The sequence below is a fragment of the Thiocystis minor genome, assembly GCF_016653465.1.
GTDB lineage: Bacteria > Pseudomonadota > Gammaproteobacteria > Chromatiales > Chromatiaceae > Chromatium > Chromatium minus.
Genome location: NZ_NHSQ01000192.1, coordinates 1 through 20922, shown reverse-complemented (window position 1 = coordinate 20922; position 20922 = coordinate 1). Strand labels below are relative to the sequence as shown.

Sequence of the window (20922 nt, the reverse complement as noted above, 5' to 3'; positions counted from 1 at the left end):
ATCGCCCGCATCCGGCCTCACTGCTTGTTCGTGTTCCTACGGTCGTGCCTTTGATCCACGCTTCTTTCAGCTTGGCCTCGCGGCGTCCGCCTTGCGCTTCACTACGGTTGTCGTCACTCTCTCCGGCAACCTCTTTGCAGGTCGCAAGTCTTGGCCCATGCCGGGCACACTAGGGGCGAATTCATTCGCCCCGGTCTCCTCGCAACCAACGCGGCGAATGAATTCGCCCCTACCAAGGATGCCGCGCAACCTTCGCGTCGAGCGCATCGATCCCCGCCTTGGAACATTGGCGGGGCGGCGAACATCCCACACGAAGACCATTGATAACACGCCCTCCGAACGGAGCATGCCAGTGCGTGAGGGCGCTCAAGGTCGGGAAACACGGCCGATACGGCGCCATGAGGCGGTCGCGGTCGGCGGAGGATGGGCCGGTTCGGCTCAACGTTTCGGGGTGCGGAGCGCCCCAGGAGGCGAGACGCCGCGGAGCGGTGTCACGAGTTCAAAAACGAAACCGCCGGCAGACGTGTAAACGGCTGCCGGCGGTATTGTGTTGAGAGATCGAGTTATCAGTTATAGGGGTTGGGCCGGTTCAGGAAGTCGTCATAGGCATCCGTGTCGATGGTGTTCGGCGGCAATTGGGTGCCGTGCCAGGTGAAGTTGTAGGGGCTTGAGTACGCATTCTCAGGGACCTCGACGACGCCGCCATATTGACTGCAACTGCAAAGCGCCTGTGTTTGATAGGTATCGCAGGGCTCGATATTCCCTTCCTCGTCCTCTACGCCGCATCCTGGCGGAACATTCTCTATGATTAAGCACCCTGTCTCGATGCCGGCAACACATTCCGTGGGAACGTTTTTGCAGGACAGCCCATCATCTGACTCGCAATCCGCTGGGACATAGCAGGAGTTTCCGCTCTCGCATTCACAGGAACCGACAAAGCCGGTATCCGAGGTTGTGGAGACAAACTGATGGTTCAGGCAAGGCGCGTTAAAGAGACGCTTGTGGCTGACACGCATTAAATAAAAATTTGGATCTTTCAGCCCGAGTCGGTAGGTGGCGGATGGATCGTTGGTGGTGTCGGTATTAAAGGCGAGCAGCGGTTGGACGTTCTCTCGGGATTCTCCATTCTCCAATCGTTGCGCGGTTGCCCGATCATAGATTTCCACGAACCAGTTGCCGGGACCGCATTTTTCCTTGGCGCAGAACACCAATGTCACGATCTCATTTCCGGTGGACTGATACACATACCAATCATCCTCGCCTTGGCCCCAGACAAAGGTATCTTCGGTCGGTACGGGGAAGTTGAACGTCAGGTTGACCAACCCATACATCGTGACGCTTGTGGCCAATGGAGTGGCGTTGCTCGGGATATTGTTCGGCTCGATCTCCGAATCGGCAAAGCCCACGATAGGTTGATTGGTATCGAGCGAACTATCCTGCAGCAAGGCCGAGATGTAATAGGGCGAGAAGTTCTGCGCGCAGGTCGTATCGCTCGGATCGATAATGATGCATTCGGCCGGCGGCGTTGGCTGCACCACGATGTAATAAGTGCCAATCAGTCCGAGCGTGACGCGGTAGGTGACCGCCTCGTCGCCCTCTTTGGTGGGCACGCCGCCCGACACGGCGGTATTGAAGTTAGCGAACACATTGCCGGCGGCATCGCGAATCGTCATCTTCCAGCCCGCGAGCAGTCCGCCGGGCACCGAGAAGTTGACGATCAGATTCTGGTTGGCGACGGTGGTCTCGGTGTAGAACCAGTCCTGGTCCGCGGCGCCATAGCTCTGGCCCCAGAAATTCGCGCCCAGTTTCAGCGGGTCGGCGGCGATCAGATTGTCGTTGGGTTCCGTCTCCCCAAAGACGGGGTCAGGGATGCAGGAGGCCAACGTGATCCCGCAGCTTTGCGGATCCGCGAGACACTGGGCGAGCTGCTTCGCGGTGCCCGCGCCGAAACCGTCGAAATAACCCTGTTCATACCTTGAGACAAACCATTCGCTGTAGCCTGACTTCCTGCCCGCGTCGTACCCGTCGTTAAAGCTGGCCTGCCGATCCGCCAGACAGGGATCGCCAGGATCGGGTAAAGGGCTGAGTGTGTCGGCATGAGCCGCCGCGAAGGACATCAGCAGGACGAGACCGAGAGCCGCATGGGCGAGAGTCTTCATAATTCATTCCTGATTCGACAAACTGGTGAGTGCCGCGCTCGGATGCTCTGGACTCCAGCGGATTCAAGGGGCAGGGCCGGCACATTCGGAGTTTAGCCGAATGGCAATTCCGATCAAGTGAACATGCCGCGAATTGACAAGTACTCCTCAAGATAGTGCGTCGATCCCGTGCTTGGTTTATCGTATGCCTCCCTTGCCATCAACGCAGTCGAGCGAGCCCGCAACCGTTTTGGTCCTGATCCCCGCCCACAACGAGGCCGCCACCGTTGGCGCCATCGTCGTCGAAGTCCGTCGCTGCTGGGATCATCCGGTGGTCGTCATCGATGATTGCAGCACGGACGACACCGCCGAGGTCGCGCGCGCCGCGGGCGCCATCGTGCTTCCGCTGACGTTGCAACTCGGCGCCTGGGGGGCGATTCAGGCCGGTTTGCGGTACGCCCTGCGCCAGGGCTGCCGAGTCGCCGTGACGCTCGATGCCGACGGTCAGCATGAGCCGGCCTCCCTCGGCGCCCTGCTGGCGCCCATCCGGGCCGGGCAAGCGGATGTCGTCATCGGCGCCTTTCCCGCGCGCGCCAGCCGCGCGCGCCGGTTGGCCTGGGTGTATTTTCGCTGGATCACGGGGCTCGAACTGGCAGACATTACCTCCGGTTTCCGTGCCTACAACCACGCGGCCATGACTCTGCTGGCGTCGCGGGAGGCCAGTCTGCTCGACTATCAGGATGTCGGCGTGCTCATGATTCTGCGCCGTCGCGGACTGCGCACGCTTGAGGTGCCCGTGCCCATGCATCCCCGTGCTCAGGGGGCGTCGCGGGTGTTCGGTTCCTGGTGGATCGTCGGAACCTACATGCTGCAGACCAGTCTCCTGTGTATCGCCCGCGTCGGCTACGGCCCGCGGCCGCCTTCAAGATCAGACCCCGAGCCCTTGCGATGACCTATCAAATGACCTCCATGGCGATCGGGATCGGGCTTGCCGTCGTCATTCTTTGGCTGGTCCGACGGGATCACCTGCACGGTCCTTACGCCGTCTGGTGGATCGGCGCAGCGGCGACCGTTTGTTTGCTCGGCTTTTTTCCAAATCTTTTCGATGTTATCGCTCGCTCTCTGGGTGTCGGTTATCCGCCCGTGCTGGCACTGGTGCTGGGTTTCGCGATGCTGCTCATCAAGATTTTGACCATGGATGTCGAGCGATCGCGTCAGGAGCGCCAGATCCGTCGTCTGGCCCAGCAACTGGCCATGCTGGAAGCGCGCCAACCCCTGCCGGACCAAGCGGCTGGAGCGAAGGCGGGGACCGGTGACGCCCGGCGGACGGAACCGGACGAATAGCCGCGATGCGTGTCCTGCATGTCGGCAAATATTACCCGCCCTTCGCCGGCGGCATGGAGTACTTCCTGGCTGATCTGCTGCGCGCGCTGCCGGAGCAGGGCGTCGAGGTCGCCGCGCTGGTGCATGATGAAAGGCGCGGCGGCCAGGGTGCGCGTCCCGCCGCGACCGACGCCATCCCCATTTACCGCGCGCCCTGTCATGGCCGCCTGCTCTATGCCCCGCTAAGCCCCGCCTTTCCGTTCTGGCTGAGTCGCGCGATCCGCGAATTCCGGCCCGATCTGCTCCATCTGCACCTGCCCAACACCTCCGCCTTCGCCGCGCTGCTCCTGCCCGCCGCCCGCCGTCTGCCCTGGGTGATCCACTGGCACGCCGATGTGGTGTCCTCCGTCATCGACCGTCGGCTGGCCCTGGCCTATCGGCTCTATCGCCCCTTCGAGCAGCGTCTCCTGGCCGCCAGTCGCGCCGTGATCGCGACATCGCCGCCCTATCTCGACTCCAGCGCCGCTTTAGCGCCCTGGCGCGAGCGCTGCCGGACGATCCCGCTGGGTCTGGATCCGTCCCGCCTTCCCGATCCCGCGCCGAGCGACCTGGCGCTGGCCGAGAGCCTGTGGGGCGGAACAGGGTTGCGGGTGCTGGCGATCGGTCGGCTAACCTATTACAAAGGGCACGATACCCTAATTCGCGCCGCGGCCGAGTTGCCCGAGGCGCGTTTTCTGATCGTCGGGTCTGGCGACCAGCGCGAGCGGCTGGTCGCGCTGATTCGCTCGCTCGGTCTGGACGAACGGGTCCATCTCCCCGGTTTTCAGCCCGATGCGACGCTCAACGCGCTGTTGGCGAGCTGCGATCTGCTGTGTCTGCCGTCGCTGGAGCGGACCGAGGCCTTCGGTCTGGTCCTGCTGGAGGCGATGCGCTTCGGCAAGCCCGTGGTGGCGAGCGACATTCCAGGTTCGGGCGCCGGCTGGGTGGTGCGTCAGGCCGCGCACGGACGGCTGACGCCGCCGGGAGATCCGGCCCGGCTCGCCAGCGCCTTGCGAAGTCTCCAGATGGATCCCGACCGCCGGCGGCTTGGCGAATCAGGTCGGCGCGCGCTGCGAGAACGCTTCGGCATGGCGCCGATCGCCCGTGAGGTGGCTGAGGTCTATTCCGGCGTGGATGTTGGGGTTCACTCTCGTTCACCCCAAACTACAGGGGCTGAGCGATAGCCATCGAACGTAGCTTGGAGGTTGGGGTTCACTCTCGTTCTCCCCAATCGACACGGGCTGGGAGCGCCGGCTTGCAGCCGGCCCCTGGGGAGTCCGACTTGCAGTCGGACGAATCGGCAGGGCTTCCCGCGCCGTCGGTTGGCTTCGCCAAAGCCGACAACCTGTCGGCTACCCCGGGGGCCGGCTAAAAGTCGGCGCTCCCAGGGGCGCTTCAGGAGATTGCCGGTCGCGATCGGCCAAATTTGGAATTGCTGAGCCGCCAGCCGAGCGTGCCCGCGACTCCCACAGCGTCAGCATCCAGAAGACAAAAGCGGGAACGAACTGTAGAAACAGTCGGTTGATGCTGGTGGACTTCGTGGCCCAGAGATGGGCATCGGTCAGGAAGAACAGCACAAAAAGCGCGCTCAACGCGCCGAGCACGAAGACCGTTCCGGCTCGCAGCCAGGATGGCGCACCCCGCCGGGTCGCGGCAAACAGCCCCCAGCCGATGGCCAACGCCAGCACATACGTCAAGAGATGCCAGTTGCCGTAGACGAAGAGGTTCCGCCAGACCGAATCCCAACTGTCGTGATACGTCAGTGCGAAGCGGCCCACATAGGGCAGTTCGATCAGGGAGGGCGTCAACTGAACGATGCCCGCGCCTGGAACGCCGAAAGACACCCCGCCCATCGTCCAGGCGGCCGCGCCTGTCGCAATCGTCCCCCCCAGGAGCGCCAGCAACCAGCGTCCGCGCAGCCGCGCGACCAGCAGCGCCGGGATGAACAGCAGCAGCCAGACCGCGCCTTCCTGCTTGATGAAAGGGCAGGCCAGTGCGAACGCCAACACCAATCCGCCCTGACGCCAATCGCCATCCCGCGCCCATTGCAGCAAGGCGAAGAACGCCAGACCAAGGGTGGTCGCCAGCCAGAGATCGGCATAGCCCGCGAGAGCGACATGCGTGTCCAGCAGGGGCAGTGACAGCAACAGCCAGAGAAAGGTCAGCGAGGTCAGCGGCGAGGCGCCCCAGAGACGCGCCTGTCCGTAAAACCCCAGCCCCAAGGCCAGCGCGCAGCCCAGCCAGGGCAGATTGGCGGCGGTTTCGTTCCAGGCGCCATGGGCCAGCGTGGGCCAGAGCGCCAGCAACGAGACCGTTGCGGGATACTGCCAGGCGGCAATGGTGTGCGTCTGTCCGCCTGGATCGGCCAGCCAGTCTTGCGGCGACACGAAGGGCACCAGTTGGTGCAGCTCCGACCAGATCCGCGCACGCACCGCCCAGGTGGTCCAGGCGTCCCAGGGAAAGAGCGGATGCCACCAGATTTCCAGCGCAAGCCCGATCAGTCGCAGACCGAGCCACAGCAGCAGGACGCCGAACAGGATGCGCTGCCAGATGGGCGTGCGCTCCAGCATGGTTCCTTTGTCGCCCGTCTGGACCGCCGGCCGCTGCCGGAGTCGCCGCCCGCCCGCCACCGCCAACAGGGCAAACAGCAGGATCGGGCCGATGAAACCAAGCGACAGTCCCAGCGCATCCATGCCGCGCAATAAGAGCGTGACCCCCAGCATGCTCAGCACATATCCGTAGCCCAGCGCCAGCGGCCACACGCCGGGCGCCGGTTCGCGCCAGAGCAGACGCAGCCAGAGCGCACCCGCCAGCCAGGGCACTCCCAATGCCAATCCCACGCCCCACCAGCCCATGGTCATGAGCCCTCCCGGAGGCGATACAGTGCACCCTGTGAGGCGGCGTGCAAGAGGTCCGCCGGTCTTTGTCCATTCTTAGAGATCAATACACCATGATCGCGATCGTAGCGGACGTGTTTCATAGGCGACAGGAGCAACACATAATCGCCGGCGCGCGCCTCGGCGTCGCCGGGCAGGGTGGTGGAGGGGATGGAAACGTTGTGAGGCAATAGGTGATAGCGCATGCGCCCGGCGTTGGCGCCGCCGGGATCCTGGCTGACGATGAAGACCCGCGCTGGAGGTGCCGGCAGATGGCGCAGAACCTCCCGCAGGAAAGGATAGATCTTGCGATCCGGCCCAGCCAGATACCGCGCGGTCTGGTCCAGACTGGCATAGGTGGCCGCGGTCTGGCTCAGACGCTGGCTCAACGCCCACTGCCAGCGCAGATCCAGCGCCAGCCATCCCAGCAGCAGAAACACGGCATAAGGCGCCAGCGACTTGAAACCGCGCCAGGGCGGAGCGATCAGCGCGGACAGCAGGCTGCTGAAGCCGACCCAGAGCGCCACGAGCAGGACCGGCGGAAAGAGCGCGTTGCGTGGCGCGCCCTGGTTGAAATTGATGGAGCGTCCCGTCCAGCCGTCGACATGCATCCATTCGGACGCGACGGCTTGGAAGAGCCGAGTCAGGGTCGGCGCAACCAGCGGGTTTCCAGAGCGATAAAAAAGCCACAGGACAAGCAGTGTCAGCAGTGCCCCGCCCACGCCCGCCGCAACCGGTCGACCGATGGCACCCAACCTGCTTCTCGATCGTTTCGCTTCCATGAGTACGCTCATCAAGAAATCATGTTGATATTTTACTTGAAAATCCAGGATGCAGGCCGAATCCGAGTGGAGCATCCGCGCTGACGGGGCGAGGCCTGTAGGGGCGAATGAATTCGCCCCAAGGATGCCGCGCAAGATCGGCGTCGAGCGCATCGATCCGATGCCTTCGAATAGTCGCTGGGCGCTCCCACACCTGAGCGAGTGCAACTCGTCGATCCCGGACGCGATTCCGGGGACGACCAGCAGGCCCCACGCAAACTTGGAATCTAAGGTTTCGTGCATGATGGAGGCCCACGATGAGATACTATCGATGGCAGCGCCGAGGGCTCCGCTATCGACTCCCTGTCGATAAAATCCGTGGGCCGGCTCACGTTTTCGCGGTTGAATTGCTGTTGGACTACGCCTCGGTGCGCGCGCACTCGAAATCACGAACAATTAAAGACCGTCCAGCGCCCCGTCGCAACTCCGATGCGTGCAGGTGACCTTCAATTCCAGACTCAAATAACGATCCAAAATGACTTTGCAATGGTTCAAATCGAACCGATACCGAGTCAAAACCACCCGGTCGCATCCTGCCAACCGCGTCAGCGACGATGCCGGATGGTTCGCCAGCGTACCATCGGATGCGGATCAAGCATGTCGATCGGAAATTTCTTCGAATCCGCCAGAGGCATAATCGGATGACCTATTATTCGCAACACGGTCAGGATCAATATCTTCACGAAACCTTCTTCAAGGAACGTTCGGGCGGAACCTTTATCGAGTTTGGGGCGCTGGATGGATTGCTGGATAGCAATACGCTCTTTTTCGAGCGGAATCTGGACTGGACCGGCATCCTGATCGAGCCCAATCCAGCGGCATTCGAGCTGTTGCTGAAGAACCGCCCGAATTGTCAGCTCGCCAACGTCGCCATCTCGAACCAAAATGCCACCCTGCCGTTCCTGAAGATCGCTGGCGGCTTTTATGGCTGGTCGGGCCTGTCGGACGACATCGAGCCGCAGCATCATGAACGCATCGATCGCTACATCCAACAGGACGAGCTCCAAACCATCCAGGTCAGCGTGCATGACCTGGCCTGGCTGGCGGAGCGATACCAACTGACGGATGTCGACTTCATGAGCATCGATACCGAGGGCACGGAGGAGAAAATCATCCGCGCCTTTCCCTGGGAGCAACTGCGGGTCGGGGTGTTCTGCATCGAGAACAATTTCCAAAATTATGACATCGAGGGGCTAATGGCCTCCCATGGCTATGTGAAAAGCGCGCGCATCGGACCGGACGACATCTTCGCGCATCGCTCGCTGACGGCGTCCTGACGAACCTCTGATGCGCGTCGTCGTCTCGCTCACCACCATCCCGGGCCGTTCCGACCTGCTTGATCTGGCCATCGCATCCCTGCGGCGCCAGACGCGCCAGCCCGATGCCATCTATCTCTGGCTGCCGGAGGAGCATTTCGGGGCGGATTGCACGGCCTACCGGTTCGCCGGCGTCGATGTCCGCTCAGGTCCGGACCTCGGCCCGGCGATGAAGATTCTGCCGCTGCTGACCATCGAGACCGATCCCGAGACGCTGATCGTCCCCGTGGACGACGACATCGAATATCCGCCGGACCTCATCGAAAAACTGGTCACGACGTCGGCGCTGCTTCCCGCGCATGCCATCGGTTTCACCGGATGGGCGCTGTCGCGGGGCGAGAGCGGCCTGGACATCCGCCATTTCAACGAAGAGATTCCCGCCGCAGCCATGTTCCAGCCCGTGCATGTCCTGGAAGGCTATCGCGGAGTCCTGTACCGACGCGGTTTTTTCGACATTGATATCTTCGATCACCTTGACGCGCTCGCGGCTTTCCGGTTTCATGACGATATTTTGTTGAGCGGATACCTCGCCAGTCGCGGTATCCCCCGGATCGCGCGGTGGTTTGGCGCCGCACCGGCTCCAGCGTCGGAGTATTGGAAACTACATGGACAGCAGATTGGACTTCACACCGCGCCCGATTGGCGGCAACACGGAGAGTCCTGCGTCGCGTACTGGATGCGACGCCACCCGGATCTTTTCCCCGCGATCATGACGCCACCGGTTCGAGAGCGACTCCAGCTTTGCGCGGATGAACTCCCGCGCGCTGGATTCACGCACCACGGACTCCCTGGATCCTCCGTCCGGCTGGATTGCTTCGAGCATGACCTCCGTCAGATGCCCTGGCCTTGGCCCGACGCTTGCTTTCAAGAAATGATCGCGCTCGATCCGCTCGCGATCCACTTTATCGACTGGTCCCGCGAGAGCGCCTTTCCCGGCTGGCTGCGCGAGTGCCAGAGATTGCTGAAGCTAGGTGGTTGTCTCCTGGTCCGTCTTCCGTTCGATCAGTGCGCGGGTTCTGGCCGGGGGCGGGAGCCGAATCATCATCCGCTCTTAAATTGGCTCGAATCCTGCCTCAGTCCATGCGTATCGCCGTCGACGGGTTCTGACGACCTTGTCAGGTCTGTGGGGCAATTCCAGGGCTGGCGATGTGGATGGGAAAGCAGCTGCGACGGCTGCGTGCTGACCCTGATGCGGGTGTCACCTTGAAAAGTGTGTCCCAGGCGGTTCAAATAACTATTCTCCAGTCGGAGAAAGGGTGGCGCAGGGCACGCTTAACCTGCTTGGCGGCGGCTTGTCGAGCGCCTGTGCGCGATGACTCGAAGTGAGGTAAGCAGGAGGAAGATTGTCGGTGTGGCGGGGCATGGAAAGCCTGCGTCAATCGCTCGAATAATTGTCGCGATTTAGCAACGAGATACTCGAAAAATCGTTCCGGGCCTTTGGGTCCAACCTGAGTTGAGGTGACGACGGATCTCCGGGCGAAGGGATCGCGCGAGCATGAATGGCTCACAAAGGCATATCCAGGGCTGGATTTTGAGATCACGCCGATTGTCTGGAGTGACGTTTCGTCTTGTTCTGTGAAAAAAAAACGACAGATGCAAGGTAGCAACAAATTTCCTGTTGGACTGTTGACTTTTGCGGGGTATGCGGCATAATTGACTCGCAACCGATCAAGGCATGTCGCGCAGGGCCTTGTCGTCCGGTTCCCTCGACCGACCCCAGGACTCAAGATCAAGGAGAGTCGATGGGATTTGGCAAGTCGACACACATCTTCTAGCGCAAATATTGAGGTGATTTGAAATGACTCAAAACTTTAAGAAATTGGCCATCGCGGCCGGCGTATCGGTTGGTATGGCTGCGCTGAGCATGCCTTCTCACGCCTCGATCATGGGTGCCGCTGGCGAAGCCCTGCTGGTTCCGCTGGTGGTCTACGCGACCCCGGCGATCAGTGGCTACTATGCCAACACCTTTGTTCAGGTCAGCACGCCTGGTGCCATCGGTTTTGACGATGTCCCGAACATCTTCATCTCCCCCAACACCACCCCGACCAATGCCGATGCTACCCTTTTTCCGCTTGATGCAGATTTGCAAAGCGCAACGACGGGCATTCTTCACTGGTACTGGTTCGATCATCGCAGTATCCATCGGCTTGATAAGCCTCTGCGTGTCACCCCCAACGACGTCGTGACCATTGATTGGTACCAGGCATCAAGGCCTTCGACCAAATATGATGGCCAGGCAGGCTACATGGTTGTCGGCACCGAGACGGCCCGTCGTGGCGAAGCCGCAAACTTCAACATGTTCGGCGAAGCTTGGTTGGCCATGGATGTTGTTGGAGTGGATGGCTTTAACGAGGCAGGCGCTTCTCTGGCGACCGTCCCGGTCTATCCGATGTCCGATGGTGCTGACGGCGATTTCCTGACCCTGCAGGATAGCGTGATCTACAAAGGCGGTATCCCAAATCAGGTTTCTCCTCTGATCGCTGGCGTTCGTACCAACCGTTCCGATGGCATCCCGGATTTGACGGCGTTCGACATGACCTTGCTGACCCGCACGCAGCCTTCGATGCATGTGGTCTGGCTCGACGTGAATCTCGATGAAGTCGACGGCTACAGCACCGACATTCCGGTCGATGTCTATGACTCCGACGAAGTGGCATGCTCCGCGACCGTGTCCCTCAAGAACGAGCTGAACGTGATCTGGATCGACCAGGTTGTTGCTCCTTCCGGTGTTGCGGTGGATCCAGAAGAAATTTTCTTTGCTCAAACCAATGAAACTCTCTGCGTACCGAGCATCGATAAAGCGGCCAGCCTTACGTCGCCAAGTTTCGCGACCTACTATCTGGACGAGTATGTCGACACTGATGTTGACAGACCGGAGTCGGCTGGTGTGGCCTTCAATCTCGTCTGGGCTGATAGTACAGTTGGCACGAATGTCGACGATGGGGAGGATACTATAGATGGTCCTTGGTCTTACACCAACTTCGGTCAGACCATGTTCCTTGCTCATGATCGTGGCTCGTTCCGTCAGTAAGTCTTAGCCTGATTGACGAAAGCGATGCGCAGCAATGCGCATCGCTTTTTTTTATGAGCATCTATCGTCAATGCCCTTGTTAAACTGATCATTCGACTAACGTGAACGGCATTGAGATGTACTACCAGGTTCTGGTTCATTAAAACCGCACGACAAGCTCAAACGATCTTGAATCCATCGAATTTCTATCGCCCAATCTTTTTCCTCAGCGATTTCAAATCTTCGTTTTTTAATTAAACCGCATCCGGTGCGATGTGTGTGTTGTCTCTGTTTATCTTCTATTAACCAGGCGGTGTTTAATGCCATCAGATTCAACTGAAACTCGGCGCACGGTTATCCTGATCGTTTTCGTCGCGAGCGTCCTCATGCTTGGCTGCGATGGCGACACGTCACTTCCCGAAGCATCGGATCAGCCATCTGTCGGTTCCGCCGTTCAGACATCCGCGGCGTCAGGGATTCACGCTCTACCCTTCGATGCGCCCGCGCTCGGACTCCTGATCGACGATGTGGATGGAGATGGCCGCCAGGATTTGGCTTTGACATCCCATCATGCGAGTTACGCGCAGGTCTTTTATCAGCGAGAGCCTCGCCTCTTCACGCCAGGTCCAACCGTCGATGCGGTCGGTTTTCATCCGGGCGATCTGCTGCGTTTGCCGACAGCGGATCGGCGGTTCTATCTGATGAATGCCGAGGGCGCCAATCGTCTGCGGGTGTTCGAGCCAACCGCCGATGGCGGCTTCAAGACTGTTTCGGAGCTTTTCGTGCCCGCGCCACGGACCAGTTCGGTCTTTCGCTGGCCCGATTGGGGGCTGGGTCTCGCCATTGGTCCCTTTGCCACGAGCGCAATCTATCTGGCCAAGAACTTCGATCCGCTGACGGGACAGCATGCGGGGGGCGCCGAACTCAAATTTACCCCTGGGGTGGCGCATGCGCATAGCATCGCGGTCGCGGACATCGATGGCGATGGCATCGACGAACTGTTCTTTGCCAACAATATCGCGAACGTTATCTCAATGATTCGCGCGCCTGCTTCCGGCGCCGCTCCAGTGATCGAGATGCTGTGGCGTTTCCAGCCGGGCGGGCGGGCGGACGCAGTGGTTCCGTTCGATCTCGACCAGGATGGCGATCTCGATCTGCTGATCCCGGACGCTACCGACAAGCGAGCGCTTGACCGCACCGATATCAACGTGCTCGTCAACAATGGCCAGGGCGAGTTTCAGCTCATTCAGATCCCGTTTCCATCCCGGACCCGAAGCGAGGGCGGCATCACTGGTATCAATGCGTTCGATGCTGGCAAGGATCGGGATGGGATGACCTATCTTCTCGGCACCAGCCACGAGACGCTGGTACTGATGCAAATTCCCGCAGGATGGACGGGCAAGCCGCCGGAAGCGCGCAAAATCCCGTTCCAGGGCGGGGCGGTAGTCACTCAGGCTCTGCTTCGAGACATCGACGGGGATGGCTGGCTCGATCTTGGGATGTCGCGGGCCATCGGGCAGAACTCTGGAGCCATCCTCTACGGGCCTTTGTGGGAAACTGTTGGCGGACTTGAAGCCAAAGGCGTAATGATCGACTGACGATGGACACCGAAAGCTGCGTCCTGGCCCGATTTTCTTTGTTTATTCGTTAGATTTTCAGGAGCATACATGCGATTTCTCTTACTGTTGTTGACGCTTTGGGCATCCTCCCTGTTTGCTCTCGACGCACCGCCTCCGGCCGTTCAGGATGAGCAGGCGCCCAAGGAGATGCCGCCCGTGATCATGGCTCGCGTCGGCTCGCGCGAGATCAGCGTGCAGGAATTCATGGGGTTCCTCGCAAAAAATCCGACGCGGGTGAAGGAAGCCACGACGCCCGAGGGCAAGGCTGGGCTCTTGCGCGAAGCCATCGGGAACGAGTTACTGATGTTGGCCATGCGGGAGGAGGGTCTGTTGCCCGAGAATCCTACCGAGGCGGATCAGAAAAAGGCGTTCATAAAACTCATGAGCAAGCACTTTCCACCCCCGCCAACTCCAGATGACGCGACGCTTCGCGATTACTATCAAAAGCATATGGCCGATTTCGGCATTCCCGCCTCGGTGCGGCTGAGCCAGATCCAGATCCGGGTGAAGGAATCGCCCAGCGACGAAGAGAAGGCGGATGCGCGTAAACGCGCCGAGGCCGCGCTGGCGCGCATCGAGGCAGGCGAATCCTTCGCCGCGGTCGCTGCCGAATTGAGCGAAAATCCTCGCGCGAAGGCCAATCAGGGCGATGTCGGTTTTGTCTGGCGTGAAGGCAGCGCGTGGCTGGATCAAGCGCTTCAGGGACTGAAAAAGGGCGAGCACACGGGCGTTCTCGAATCGCCAGCGGGTTACGACATCCTGATGCTCACCGACGAGCGCGAAGCCATCATCACGCCGTTCGATGAGGCGCGCGAATCGGTCGTCAAGAAGTTTCAGGTTAAGCAGCAGGCGGAGGCGAGGAACGCCTATGTCAAGCAACTCGCCGATCGGGTCGGGGTCGAGATCGTGCTGGACGAAATGAAGGGCTCCTTCCCCAATGGGGTGTTCCCGTAAGGCGAAAGAGTCGCCACCCGCCCGCCGGTCTTCTCGACCGGCGGCGCCCTCTGTCGACATCGATCCGACTTCCAGGATCCCGCACCGAATCGAATGGTGACAATGATGCCTAAAATCGTCCAATTTCTTCTGATCCTGGTTTTCGCCGGATTCCTTGTTCCCCTTTACGCCGAGGAGGCTTCTCCGCCGAATGCCGAACAGGCACGGGTCGAGCAGCGTGTCCGCGCCTATCTTGATGCGCTCAAGATTCAGGATCTGCACACCGCTTATCGGATGGAATCCGGCGTGTTGGACGGCACGCTGACGGCGGATGCGTTTCACCGTCGCTTCAAGTCCACGGCGTCCGTGTTGCTTGACTACGAAATCCAGAAGGTGACTCTGGAGTCGGATCAAGCGACCGTCGAGTTCAGCGGCACCTATCAGTACCCTCAGCTCCATGAGCCAACCACGATGCCGCGGCGGGCGCAATGGGTGTTGATCGACGGAGAGTGGTATCACAAGTCGGGCCAACGTCAAGCCGGCGCAAAGCCTCGGACAGATCCGCGTTAATGGCTCAGGTCAGAGGCATTGTTTCTCAATGCGTATCGAACCTTTGATCGAGATCCTGCCCAAAACTGCCGGTACGCTGCTGCGGGTCGGTTCAGGGGTTGATGAGATTGCGCCATGGCTGCGGGAAGCGGGTTATCGCCTCGTCGATGCGCCGCTGGACCAGAGCGCCGCCGCGGTGCTTGAGCATCATGACGAAGCGTCTCGCGCACTCCTGGCCGCCGAACCCGCGCCGCAGGACGGCGGGCTGTTCGCGGCTATCCTCGTGCAGGATCACCGCCTCCCGGTTCCGCCGCTGGCCCTGCTGAATGCCGCCCATGACCGCTTGCGCACTGGCGGCATGCTGGTGATTTCGATCGCGGCCGATTCGTTTCCGGCCGATCCGGCACAACGGCGAAGCCATCTGGGCTATCTGGGTGCGCTCGCGACGCGCTGCGGATTCATCGTCGAGGATCGCGCCGAGGATCAGGATGCGTCCGCCGATCTCGTCGTCTGCCGGAAGGGCGCGCGCGCCCCCCGCTGGCGGCTCGATTTGCTGGATGAAGGCGCGATTGCAGGATTCGCCGACCTCTTCAGGAAGGCATTCAACACGGACATCAGTCTGCCGCTCTGGCACTGGAAGTACAGTGACGGCCGGGGACATGGCATCATCGCCCGCCGCGACGAGCGGATCATCGCCCACTACGGCTGCACCCGACGGCAGGTGTTGTGTTTTGGCCGTCCCATGTCTGCGCTGCAAATGTGCGATGTCATGGTCGATCCGCGCGAACGCGGCGTCATGACCAAGCAGGGCGCGATGTTCCTGACCACGGCTACCATGCTGGAACTTTATCTCGCGCTGCAACCCGACGATCTGGCATTCGGTTTTCCGAGCCGCCGCAGCTCCCGGCTTGGCGAGCGTCTGGGCCTCTACGCCGAAGTCGGACGGATCGCGGAAATCCGCTGGCCGGCCGTGTCGACACGCCCCCGTCTGCGCACCCGTCTGCGCGCCATCGACCGGGACGATCCAGGAGACCGGGCGCTGATCGCGGGTCTCTGGTCGTCGATGAGCCGGGATCTTGAGGGTGCGATCGTCGTGATCCGCGATTGGGAGTATCTCCGCTATCGTTATCTCGACCATCCGCAGCATCGCTACGACCTGATTCTGGTGACCTCGCGGCTCACCAGCAGGCCGCTCGGTCTTCTGGTTCTGCGTCAGGTGGGCGAGGCGTTCGAACTCCTGGATCTGGTGGGACCGCTCGCGCATATCCCGCTGCTGGTGGACCAGGCGCGACGTCTGGCCGCGCGCGCGGGGGCGGGCTCCGTGTTCGCCTGGATCACGCGCCAGCATGTACCGCGCTTCGTCACCAAAGATGCAACCGTCACCGACCCGGACGTGTGCATCCCGACCAATGTCTGGGTGGAAGGCCCCGACGTCGAGCAACTCCAGGATAAATGGTGGCTGATGTCGGGCGATACCGAGTTTCATTGAGCCGAAATACAGCCGTCAGCTTCCAGCCATCAGCTTCCAGCTTCCAGGGGCGATTCAGTTGATCGCTGGCGGGTCTTTCCAGATTCAAACGTCTGCCTGAATCGGGTGAAGCAATGCCGGCGGCAATTCCTGCCGGGACCGATCCAACATCCGCCGATAGAGCGATTCGAGATTGCGGGCGAAGCGCTCGGTCGAGTAAAAGGCCGCGCTTTGTTTCGCGGCCTGGAGTTTCCGCCTGATCGCCGCGAGCGCCTCGGGATGCGTCGCGAGATGGCTGGCCTGCCGCTCGTAGGCGTCGAGTGTGTCGACGATGAGTTCGGGCATGCCGGCGGCGGTCAGCAGACTGGCCGCGACGCGCCCGGGGAAGGTCTCGCCCACGCAGGTCAACATCGGGACGCCGACCCACAGCGCGTCGGAGGCGGTGGTGTGGGCGTTGTAGGGCAGGGTGTCCAGACAGAGATCGGCCAGGGCCAGTCGCGCGAGATGTTCGTCCTGCGGGAGTTTGGGGGCAAACACCAGACGCTCGGGGCCAATGCCGCGGGCGGCGGCCTCGCGGACCAGATTGTCCGGCGCTTTGTCGTTGCTGGCGAAGAGCCAGAGGACTGAATCCGGTACTTCCCGCAACAGTCCGCACCAGCGGTCGAAGATCTCGGGTGTGATTTTGTAGGGGTTGTTGAAGCAGCAGAAGACAAATCCCGACTCGGGGAGTCCGGCTTCGGCGCGGGTCGGCGTGGGGGCCAGGCGGCGACGATCATCCACTGGGGCGTAGGCATCCGGCAGGTAGGCGAGGGCCTCGTCGTAATGGGGCGACTGATCCTCCGGGACCACCACGGGGTCGACGATGATGTAGTCCAGGAAGGGCGCGCCCAGACTCCCCGGAAAGCCGAGCCAGTTGACCTGGATCGGGCAGGGCCGCAGGGCCAAAATCTCGGTGCGGGCATCGCGGGTGTATCCCTTGAGATCGATCAGGATGTCGATGCCATCGTCGCGGATCCGTTGCGCCGCCTCGGTATGGCTGAGGGCGCGGATGTCGGTGAAGTGCTCGAAGGCTTCCAGCAGCCGCTGACGTATTGGACTGGCGTCGTCCGGTCCCCACGAATAGGCAAAGAGTTCGAACGCTTCGCGATCATGTCGCTCGAAGAGCGCGGCGGTGAGATAGGCCGTGGCATGTTCGTGAAAATCCGCTGAGAGATAGCCGATGCGCACGCGCGCGGCGGGCGGCCCGAGCGGGCGTGGCGGCAGTGCGCGCGCGGTCCAGGCGTTCAGGCTTCGGGTAAAGTCGCGGCTGACCTTGAGCAGATCCACCGGTTTCAGCCCAGGCAGCGCGAGCGCGGCGAAGGGCGAGATCATCAATGATTTGCCATGACGAATCCGTTCGACGAGCGCGGGCAGCCGTGTCGGCCATTCTCGCCAATCGCAGAGATGGCGTTGATTGAGCACGAGCTGGCCCAGCAGGCCCGAGGGACGGTCGCCGAAGCGGGCCAGGCTCTGCTCCAGAACCGCCACCGCGCGGTCGCGCTGGCGGATGTCGGCAAGCCAGGTCGCGAGGGTGAGGTATTGCTGCGGATGGTTGCCGCCGGCGTTAACCGCCTCCGTCAGGTTGGCAATCGCCTTCTGCTTGTCGCCCTGACGGAAGCGCAGCGCCGCGAGCGCGCTGAGGATTTCATGCCGCGGGAGCGTGCCTTCGGCCTGGAGCGGGCCGAGCAGCTCCGCCGCCCGCGCCACGTCGTTTTCGTCGAGCAGGGCCAGGCTGAGCGATAGCCGGGCGCGCGGATGCTCGGGCCGGGCGAGCAGCAGCGAATCGTAGAGCGCCCGGGCCTGATCCGGCTGGCCGCGTAACCGCAGGACATCGCCGAGATACACCTTGAGGTCGAGCAGATCCGGCCGCCGGGCCAACAGCTTCCGATAGAGCGTTTCCGCCTCTTGATAGGATTCTTGCTCGCAGAGTGCCGAGCCCAGGTTGACGCAGGCTTCAAAAAAATCGGGATCGAGTTTCAACGCCCGACGATAGGCGCTCATGGCGTCATCCAGGCGTCCGAGCGCGCGCAGACAACGGCCAAGGTTGTAATGCGCGGCGGGCAGGCGTGGCGCGAGTTCGACCGCGCGCTGGTAGACAACCGCGGCCTCGGCGACGTTGTTGGCGCCGATCAGGACGTTGCCGAGATTGATGTGGGCCGCCGCATGTTTTGGCGCCAAGGCGATGCATTTTCTCAGTAGCCGTTCCGCCTGGTCCGTGTGTCCTTTGTGCGCGGCGATCATGCCCAGCGTCTGGAGCGCGTCCGGATGGTCAGGCGAGGTGATCAGGATGCCGCGGATGGCGCGTTCAGCCTCGTCGTGCCGGCCGGCCTGAAAGAGTCGAATGCCCTGTTTGAGCGCCGCCTCCGTCGCCTGAGCGCTGCGCAATTGACGGGAAGAGGCTTTGGGTTGGGTCATGGGACTTGCCTTGGTCGTCTGCCTGTAAGGGATGCGTGGCGTCGAATTGGAGCAATGGGCTTCGGGTGATCGGCCGGCCAGCATTCGCATCATAGCCGGTCATCGGAGCTGACAGCTAGCTGATCGGCGATGAGACGCGCGGTCGGGAATGATCACGTCTTGGATTGGACGTTCGCCGATGTTTCCGACAACAAGCCGGACAGTCGGACAGCCAGACACGCCAAACGCTCGGAGGATTTCCCGTTCGTCCTGAGTTTGTCGAAGTCATGTCACGGCGGGGTATTCCGTTCAGGTTGTCATCGCGACCGATGGCGCACTGGGGCTGGCGGCGGACTCGACGGACGATACCCAGACCCGGCAGCGCGAAAGCCGCGCTGCCGGAGTTATTCACGGCTATGGCGAACCGTGCTTCTGGGGCCTGCCGGATCGCGGGCTGGAGTCCCCAGAGCCACCGCCCTTATTCAGAACTCAGGTTGGGTTACCTACCTGAAGAAGACCTCGCTCTTCGCTGCGCGCTGGTGAGGCGCAGAGCGAGATTAGTCGTCGTTGAGAATCGTGCCGACGCCCTGACTGTCGAACAACGTCGCGTTACTGGGCGCGCTGAGGTTGACCGCGAAGGTTTCGTTGGCCTCCTTTGCCGTGTCCCCCATGACATTGACGCTAAACGGCTTGCTGGTCTGTCCGGGGCTGAAGGTGAGGGTACCGCTGGTAGCCGCGTAGTCGCTGCCCGCCATTGCCGTGCCATTCGCCGTCGCATACTTCACCGTCACCGTGCTGACGCTGGGCGCGGAGAGCGTCGCCAGAAAGGTGGCCGCGCCGCTGCCGCTCTGGCCCTCGGCCTTGCGCACGTCGTTGATGCGCAGCACCGCGCCGTCGTCGTTGAGAATCGTGCCGACGCCCTGCGTATCCGTCAATGTTGCGCCATTCGGCAAGCTCAGGTTGACGAAGAAAGTCTCGTTGGCTTCCTTCAAATTATCGCCCACGACGCTGATGTTGAACGTCTTGCTGGTCTCTCCGGGCTTGAAAGTGAGGGTTCCGGCGGTGCCGATATAGTCACTGCCCAGGGTTGCCGTGCCATTGACGGTGAGGTAATTGACGCTGACGGTTCGGATGCTGGCTCCGCTCAGGCGGACGGTGAAAGTGAATGTTGTCTTATCACTGTGGCCTTCGGCCTTGGTGACGTCATTGATTGCGAGGGTCAGCAGATCAAAGGTCGCGGTGACGTTCCTCGGCTTATCCATCTTGACGCTACAGCCACCGGTTCCCGAGCAATCCTGACTCCAGCCCTGAAAGCGAGAGCCGCTTTCCGGGATGGCCGTCAGCGCAACGGCAACGCCGGGAATATAGACAAGGGTACAGGCGCTCCCGCAGTCAATTCCCATGGGATCGCTGGTTACGCGCCCGCTGCCACGGCCGGCTTTGGTTACGGTCAGCCGATGACCACCCCCATCCCCACATGTGAATGGCGCCGTCCCACGGGCATCGAAGATTTGTCTCGGGGGATCGAAGCGCTCCCAATTATCCTTGATCTCCAACGCACCCCACAGCCAAACCGATAAATCATCTTTCATCGCCACCGTGGCGGCGACGCCGGCGTCGATGGCAATGACATTGGTCAGCCCACCGGCGGCAGTCGGGGTTGGGAAATAGTCGTATTGGTCGTAATAATTTCCGTCGGTGTCGCGCGCACGATGGGTAGCCCAAGCCCCCCACGCATACACGCGCCCATTGTGACCAAGGGCTACCGAATGAGAATACTCCGTGGCAATCGCCGCAACATTATCGAGTACCGGATCTCCGCCGGGGGCATCGCGCCAGATATTGACGCAGCTGTTGCCACCATTCGGGCATTCTGCTTTGAGGCCATCCCCCCATTGATACCAATACGCCCAAGGATCGTTATACCCCCAAATGAACGCCGATCTATCTCCGGTCAGCGCTAATTCATGCATTCCGTTTATAGAAAGGTCGTCAGCATTCGCACCAAAATCAATAACATTTGTCAATTCTTTAATTTTTGTTGGAATGCGGGGAATTTCAACTTCATGTTGGTGAACGCGACGCCCACCCCACCACCAAACAGTTCCATCACGCTTGATTGCATAGTTGACATTGTAATCAAATTCGAGGTTGTTAGAAGACCGAATCGCAATGACGTTATCAATACCGCTAACCTTGGTGGGGACGCGGCTGAAAAAATCGTCCCATGACCAGACAGTACCATCTCTTTTTAGGGCAAGATAGGGCTTAATCCATCCCATTACACACAACTTTCCGTGTCCGGCATCTCCCTGGCCTATTTGATCCCGGCGGCGAAGTCCATGATGCGCTGCATGCCCAGCCAGATCGTCTTCAAACCGGGCTCGCCATCGCCCT

At 61.2% G+C, this 20922-nt stretch carries 15 protein-coding genes; 10 read left to right on the top strand and 5 right to left on the bottom strand.

Annotated elements, in window-relative coordinates; all coding sequences use genetic code 11:
- Positions 1–566: 566 nt before the first annotated feature.
- On the bottom strand, positions 567–2117 hold the full coding sequence (locus CCR95_RS24275) for a hypothetical protein (RefSeq protein WP_201099225.1): 1551 nt from the start codon (positions 2115–2117) through the stop codon (positions 567–569).
- Positions 2118–2388: 271 nt separating this feature from the next.
- Between CCR95_RS24275 and CCR95_RS24270 the strand changes: the two genes are divergently transcribed.
- The 3 genes from CCR95_RS24270 to CCR95_RS24260 are packed head-to-tail and all read left to right on the top strand — an operon-like array spanning position 2389 to position 4684.
- Positions 2389–3090, top strand: coding sequence for a glycosyltransferase family 2 protein (locus CCR95_RS24270; RefSeq protein ID WP_242523476.1), 702 nt, complete (start codon positions 2389–2391; stop codon positions 3088–3090).
- A complete protein-coding gene (locus CCR95_RS24265; protein WP_201099221.1) occupies positions 3087–3482 on the top strand; it encodes a DUF2304 domain-containing protein in 396 nt (131 codons plus the stop codon). The genes CCR95_RS24270 and CCR95_RS24265 overlap by 4 nt, the downstream gene beginning before the upstream one ends.
- A gap of 5 nt (positions 3483–3487) precedes the next feature.
- Positions 3488–4684, top strand: a complete 1197-nt coding sequence (locus tag CCR95_RS24260; protein ID WP_201099219.1) for a glycosyltransferase — start codon at positions 3488–3490, stop codon at positions 4682–4684.
- Between the two features lie 168 nt (positions 4685–4852).
- Here the strand turns inward: CCR95_RS24260 and CCR95_RS24255 are convergent, their stop codons facing one another.
- Both CCR95_RS24255 and CCR95_RS24250 read right to left on the bottom strand, forming a co-directional pair.
- Positions 4853–6361 carry a hypothetical protein gene (locus tag CCR95_RS24255; protein ID WP_201099217.1) on the bottom strand — a complete coding sequence of 503 codons (1509 nt, stop codon included), beginning with the start codon at positions 6359–6361 and terminating at the stop codon, positions 4853–4855.
- Positions 6358–7170 carry a hypothetical protein gene (locus tag CCR95_RS24250; RefSeq protein WP_201099215.1) on the bottom strand — a complete coding sequence of 271 codons (813 nt, stop codon included), beginning with the start codon at positions 7168–7170 and terminating at the stop codon, positions 6358–6360. The genes CCR95_RS24255 and CCR95_RS24250 overlap by 4 nt, the downstream gene beginning before the upstream one ends.
- A gap of 668 nt (positions 7171–7838) precedes the next feature.
- On the opposite strand from CCR95_RS24250, the gene CCR95_RS24245 reads away from it, so the two are divergent.
- The 7 genes from CCR95_RS24245 to CCR95_RS24215 all read left to right on the top strand — a co-directional run bounded on the left by CCR95_RS24245 (position 7839) and on the right by CCR95_RS24215 (position 16113).
- A complete protein-coding gene (locus CCR95_RS24245; protein WP_201099214.1) occupies positions 7839–8474 on the top strand; it encodes an FkbM family methyltransferase in 636 nt (211 codons plus the stop codon).
- A 10-nt stretch (positions 8475–8484) separates the two neighbouring features.
- The gene (locus CCR95_RS24240) at positions 8485–9720 is read left to right on the top strand and encodes a glycosyltransferase family 2 protein (RefSeq protein ID WP_201099213.1); all 1236 of its coding nucleotides are present in this window, start codon (positions 8485–8487) and stop codon (positions 9718–9720) included.
- Positions 9721–10311: 591 nt separating this feature from the next.
- Complete coding sequence (locus CCR95_RS24235) at positions 10312–11544, top strand: hypothetical protein (protein WP_201099212.1); 1233 nt, start codon at positions 10312–10314, stop codon at positions 11542–11544.
- 299 nt (positions 11545–11843) lie between these two features.
- On the top strand, positions 11844–13121 hold the full coding sequence (locus tag CCR95_RS24230; protein ID WP_201099211.1) for an FG-GAP-like repeat-containing protein: 1278 nt from the start codon (positions 11844–11846) through the stop codon (positions 13119–13121).
- A gap of 69 nt (positions 13122–13190) precedes the next feature.
- The gene (locus CCR95_RS24225; RefSeq protein ID WP_201099210.1) at positions 13191–14096 is read left to right on the top strand and encodes a peptidylprolyl isomerase; all 906 of its coding nucleotides are present in this window, start codon (positions 13191–13193) and stop codon (positions 14094–14096) included.
- A 105-nt stretch (positions 14097–14201) separates the two neighbouring features.
- The gene (locus CCR95_RS24220; RefSeq protein ID WP_201099209.1) at positions 14202–14645 is read left to right on the top strand and encodes a hypothetical protein; all 444 of its coding nucleotides are present in this window, start codon (positions 14202–14204) and stop codon (positions 14643–14645) included.
- Between the two features lie 28 nt (positions 14646–14673).
- Positions 14674–16113 carry a GNAT family N-acetyltransferase gene (locus tag CCR95_RS24215; protein WP_201099207.1) on the top strand — a complete coding sequence of 480 codons (1440 nt, stop codon included), beginning with the start codon at positions 14674–14676 and terminating at the stop codon, positions 16111–16113.
- 84 nt (positions 16114–16197) lie between these two features.
- Here the strand turns inward: CCR95_RS24215 and CCR95_RS24210 are convergent, their stop codons facing one another.
- Both CCR95_RS24210 and CCR95_RS24205 read right to left on the bottom strand, forming a co-directional pair.
- The gene (locus CCR95_RS24210; protein ID WP_201099205.1) at positions 16198–18546 is read right to left on the bottom strand and encodes a tetratricopeptide repeat protein; all 2349 of its coding nucleotides are present in this window, start codon (positions 18544–18546) and stop codon (positions 16198–16200) included.
- A 536-nt stretch (positions 18547–19082) separates the two neighbouring features.
- Complete coding sequence (locus CCR95_RS24205; protein ID WP_201099203.1) at positions 19083–20807, bottom strand: Calx-beta domain-containing protein; 1725 nt, start codon at positions 20805–20807, stop codon at positions 19083–19085.
- Positions 20808–20922: the final 115 nt, after the last annotated feature.

Excerpts from the sequence above, each read along its gene's own strand:
- CCR95_RS24215 (WP_201099207.1), top strand. The coding sequence starts at position 14,674 with ATGCGTATCGAACCTTTGATCGAGATCCTGCCCAAAACTGCCGGTACG.
- CCR95_RS24230 (WP_201099211.1), top strand. The coding sequence starts at position 11,844 with ATGCCATCAGATTCAACTGAAACTCGGCGCACGGTTATCCTGATCGTT.
- CCR95_RS24225 (WP_201099210.1), top strand. The coding sequence starts at position 13,191 with ATGCGATTTCTCTTACTGTTGTTGACGCTTTGGGCATCCTCCCTGTTT.
- CCR95_RS24235 (WP_201099212.1), top strand. The coding sequence starts at position 10,312 with ATGACTCAAAACTTTAAGAAATTGGCCATCGCGGCCGGCGTATCGGTT.
- CCR95_RS24245 (WP_201099214.1), top strand. The coding sequence starts at position 7,839 with ATGACCTATTATTCGCAACACGGTCAGGATCAATATCTTCACGAAACC.
- CCR95_RS24255 (WP_201099217.1), bottom strand. The coding sequence starts at position 6,361 with ATGACCATGGGCTGGTGGGGCGTGGGATTGGCATTGGGAGTGCCCTGG.
- CCR95_RS24265 (WP_201099221.1), top strand. The coding sequence starts at position 3,087 with ATGACCTATCAAATGACCTCCATGGCGATCGGGATCGGGCTTGCCGTC.
- CCR95_RS24260 (WP_201099219.1), top strand. The coding sequence starts at position 3,488 with ATGCGTGTCCTGCATGTCGGCAAATATTACCCGCCCTTCGCCGGCGGC.
- CCR95_RS24240 (WP_201099213.1), top strand. The coding sequence starts at position 8,485 with ATGCGCGTCGTCGTCTCGCTCACCACCATCCCGGGCCGTTCCGACCTG.
- CCR95_RS24275 (WP_201099225.1), bottom strand. The coding sequence starts at position 2,117 with ATGTCCTTCGCGGCGGCTCATGCCGACACACTCAGCCCTTTACCCGAT.
- CCR95_RS24205 (WP_201099203.1), bottom strand. The coding sequence starts at position 20,807 with ATGGGATGGATTAAGCCCTATCTTGCCCTAAAAAGAGATGGTACTGTC.
- CCR95_RS24220 (WP_201099209.1), top strand. The coding sequence starts at position 14,202 with ATGCCTAAAATCGTCCAATTTCTTCTGATCCTGGTTTTCGCCGGATTC.
- CCR95_RS24250 (WP_201099215.1), bottom strand. The coding sequence starts at position 7,170 with ATGAGCGTACTCATGGAAGCGAAACGATCGAGAAGCAGGTTGGGTGCC.
- CCR95_RS24210 (WP_201099205.1), bottom strand. The coding sequence starts at position 18,546 with ATGACCCAACCCAAAGCCTCTTCCCGTCAATTGCGCAGCGCTCAGGCG.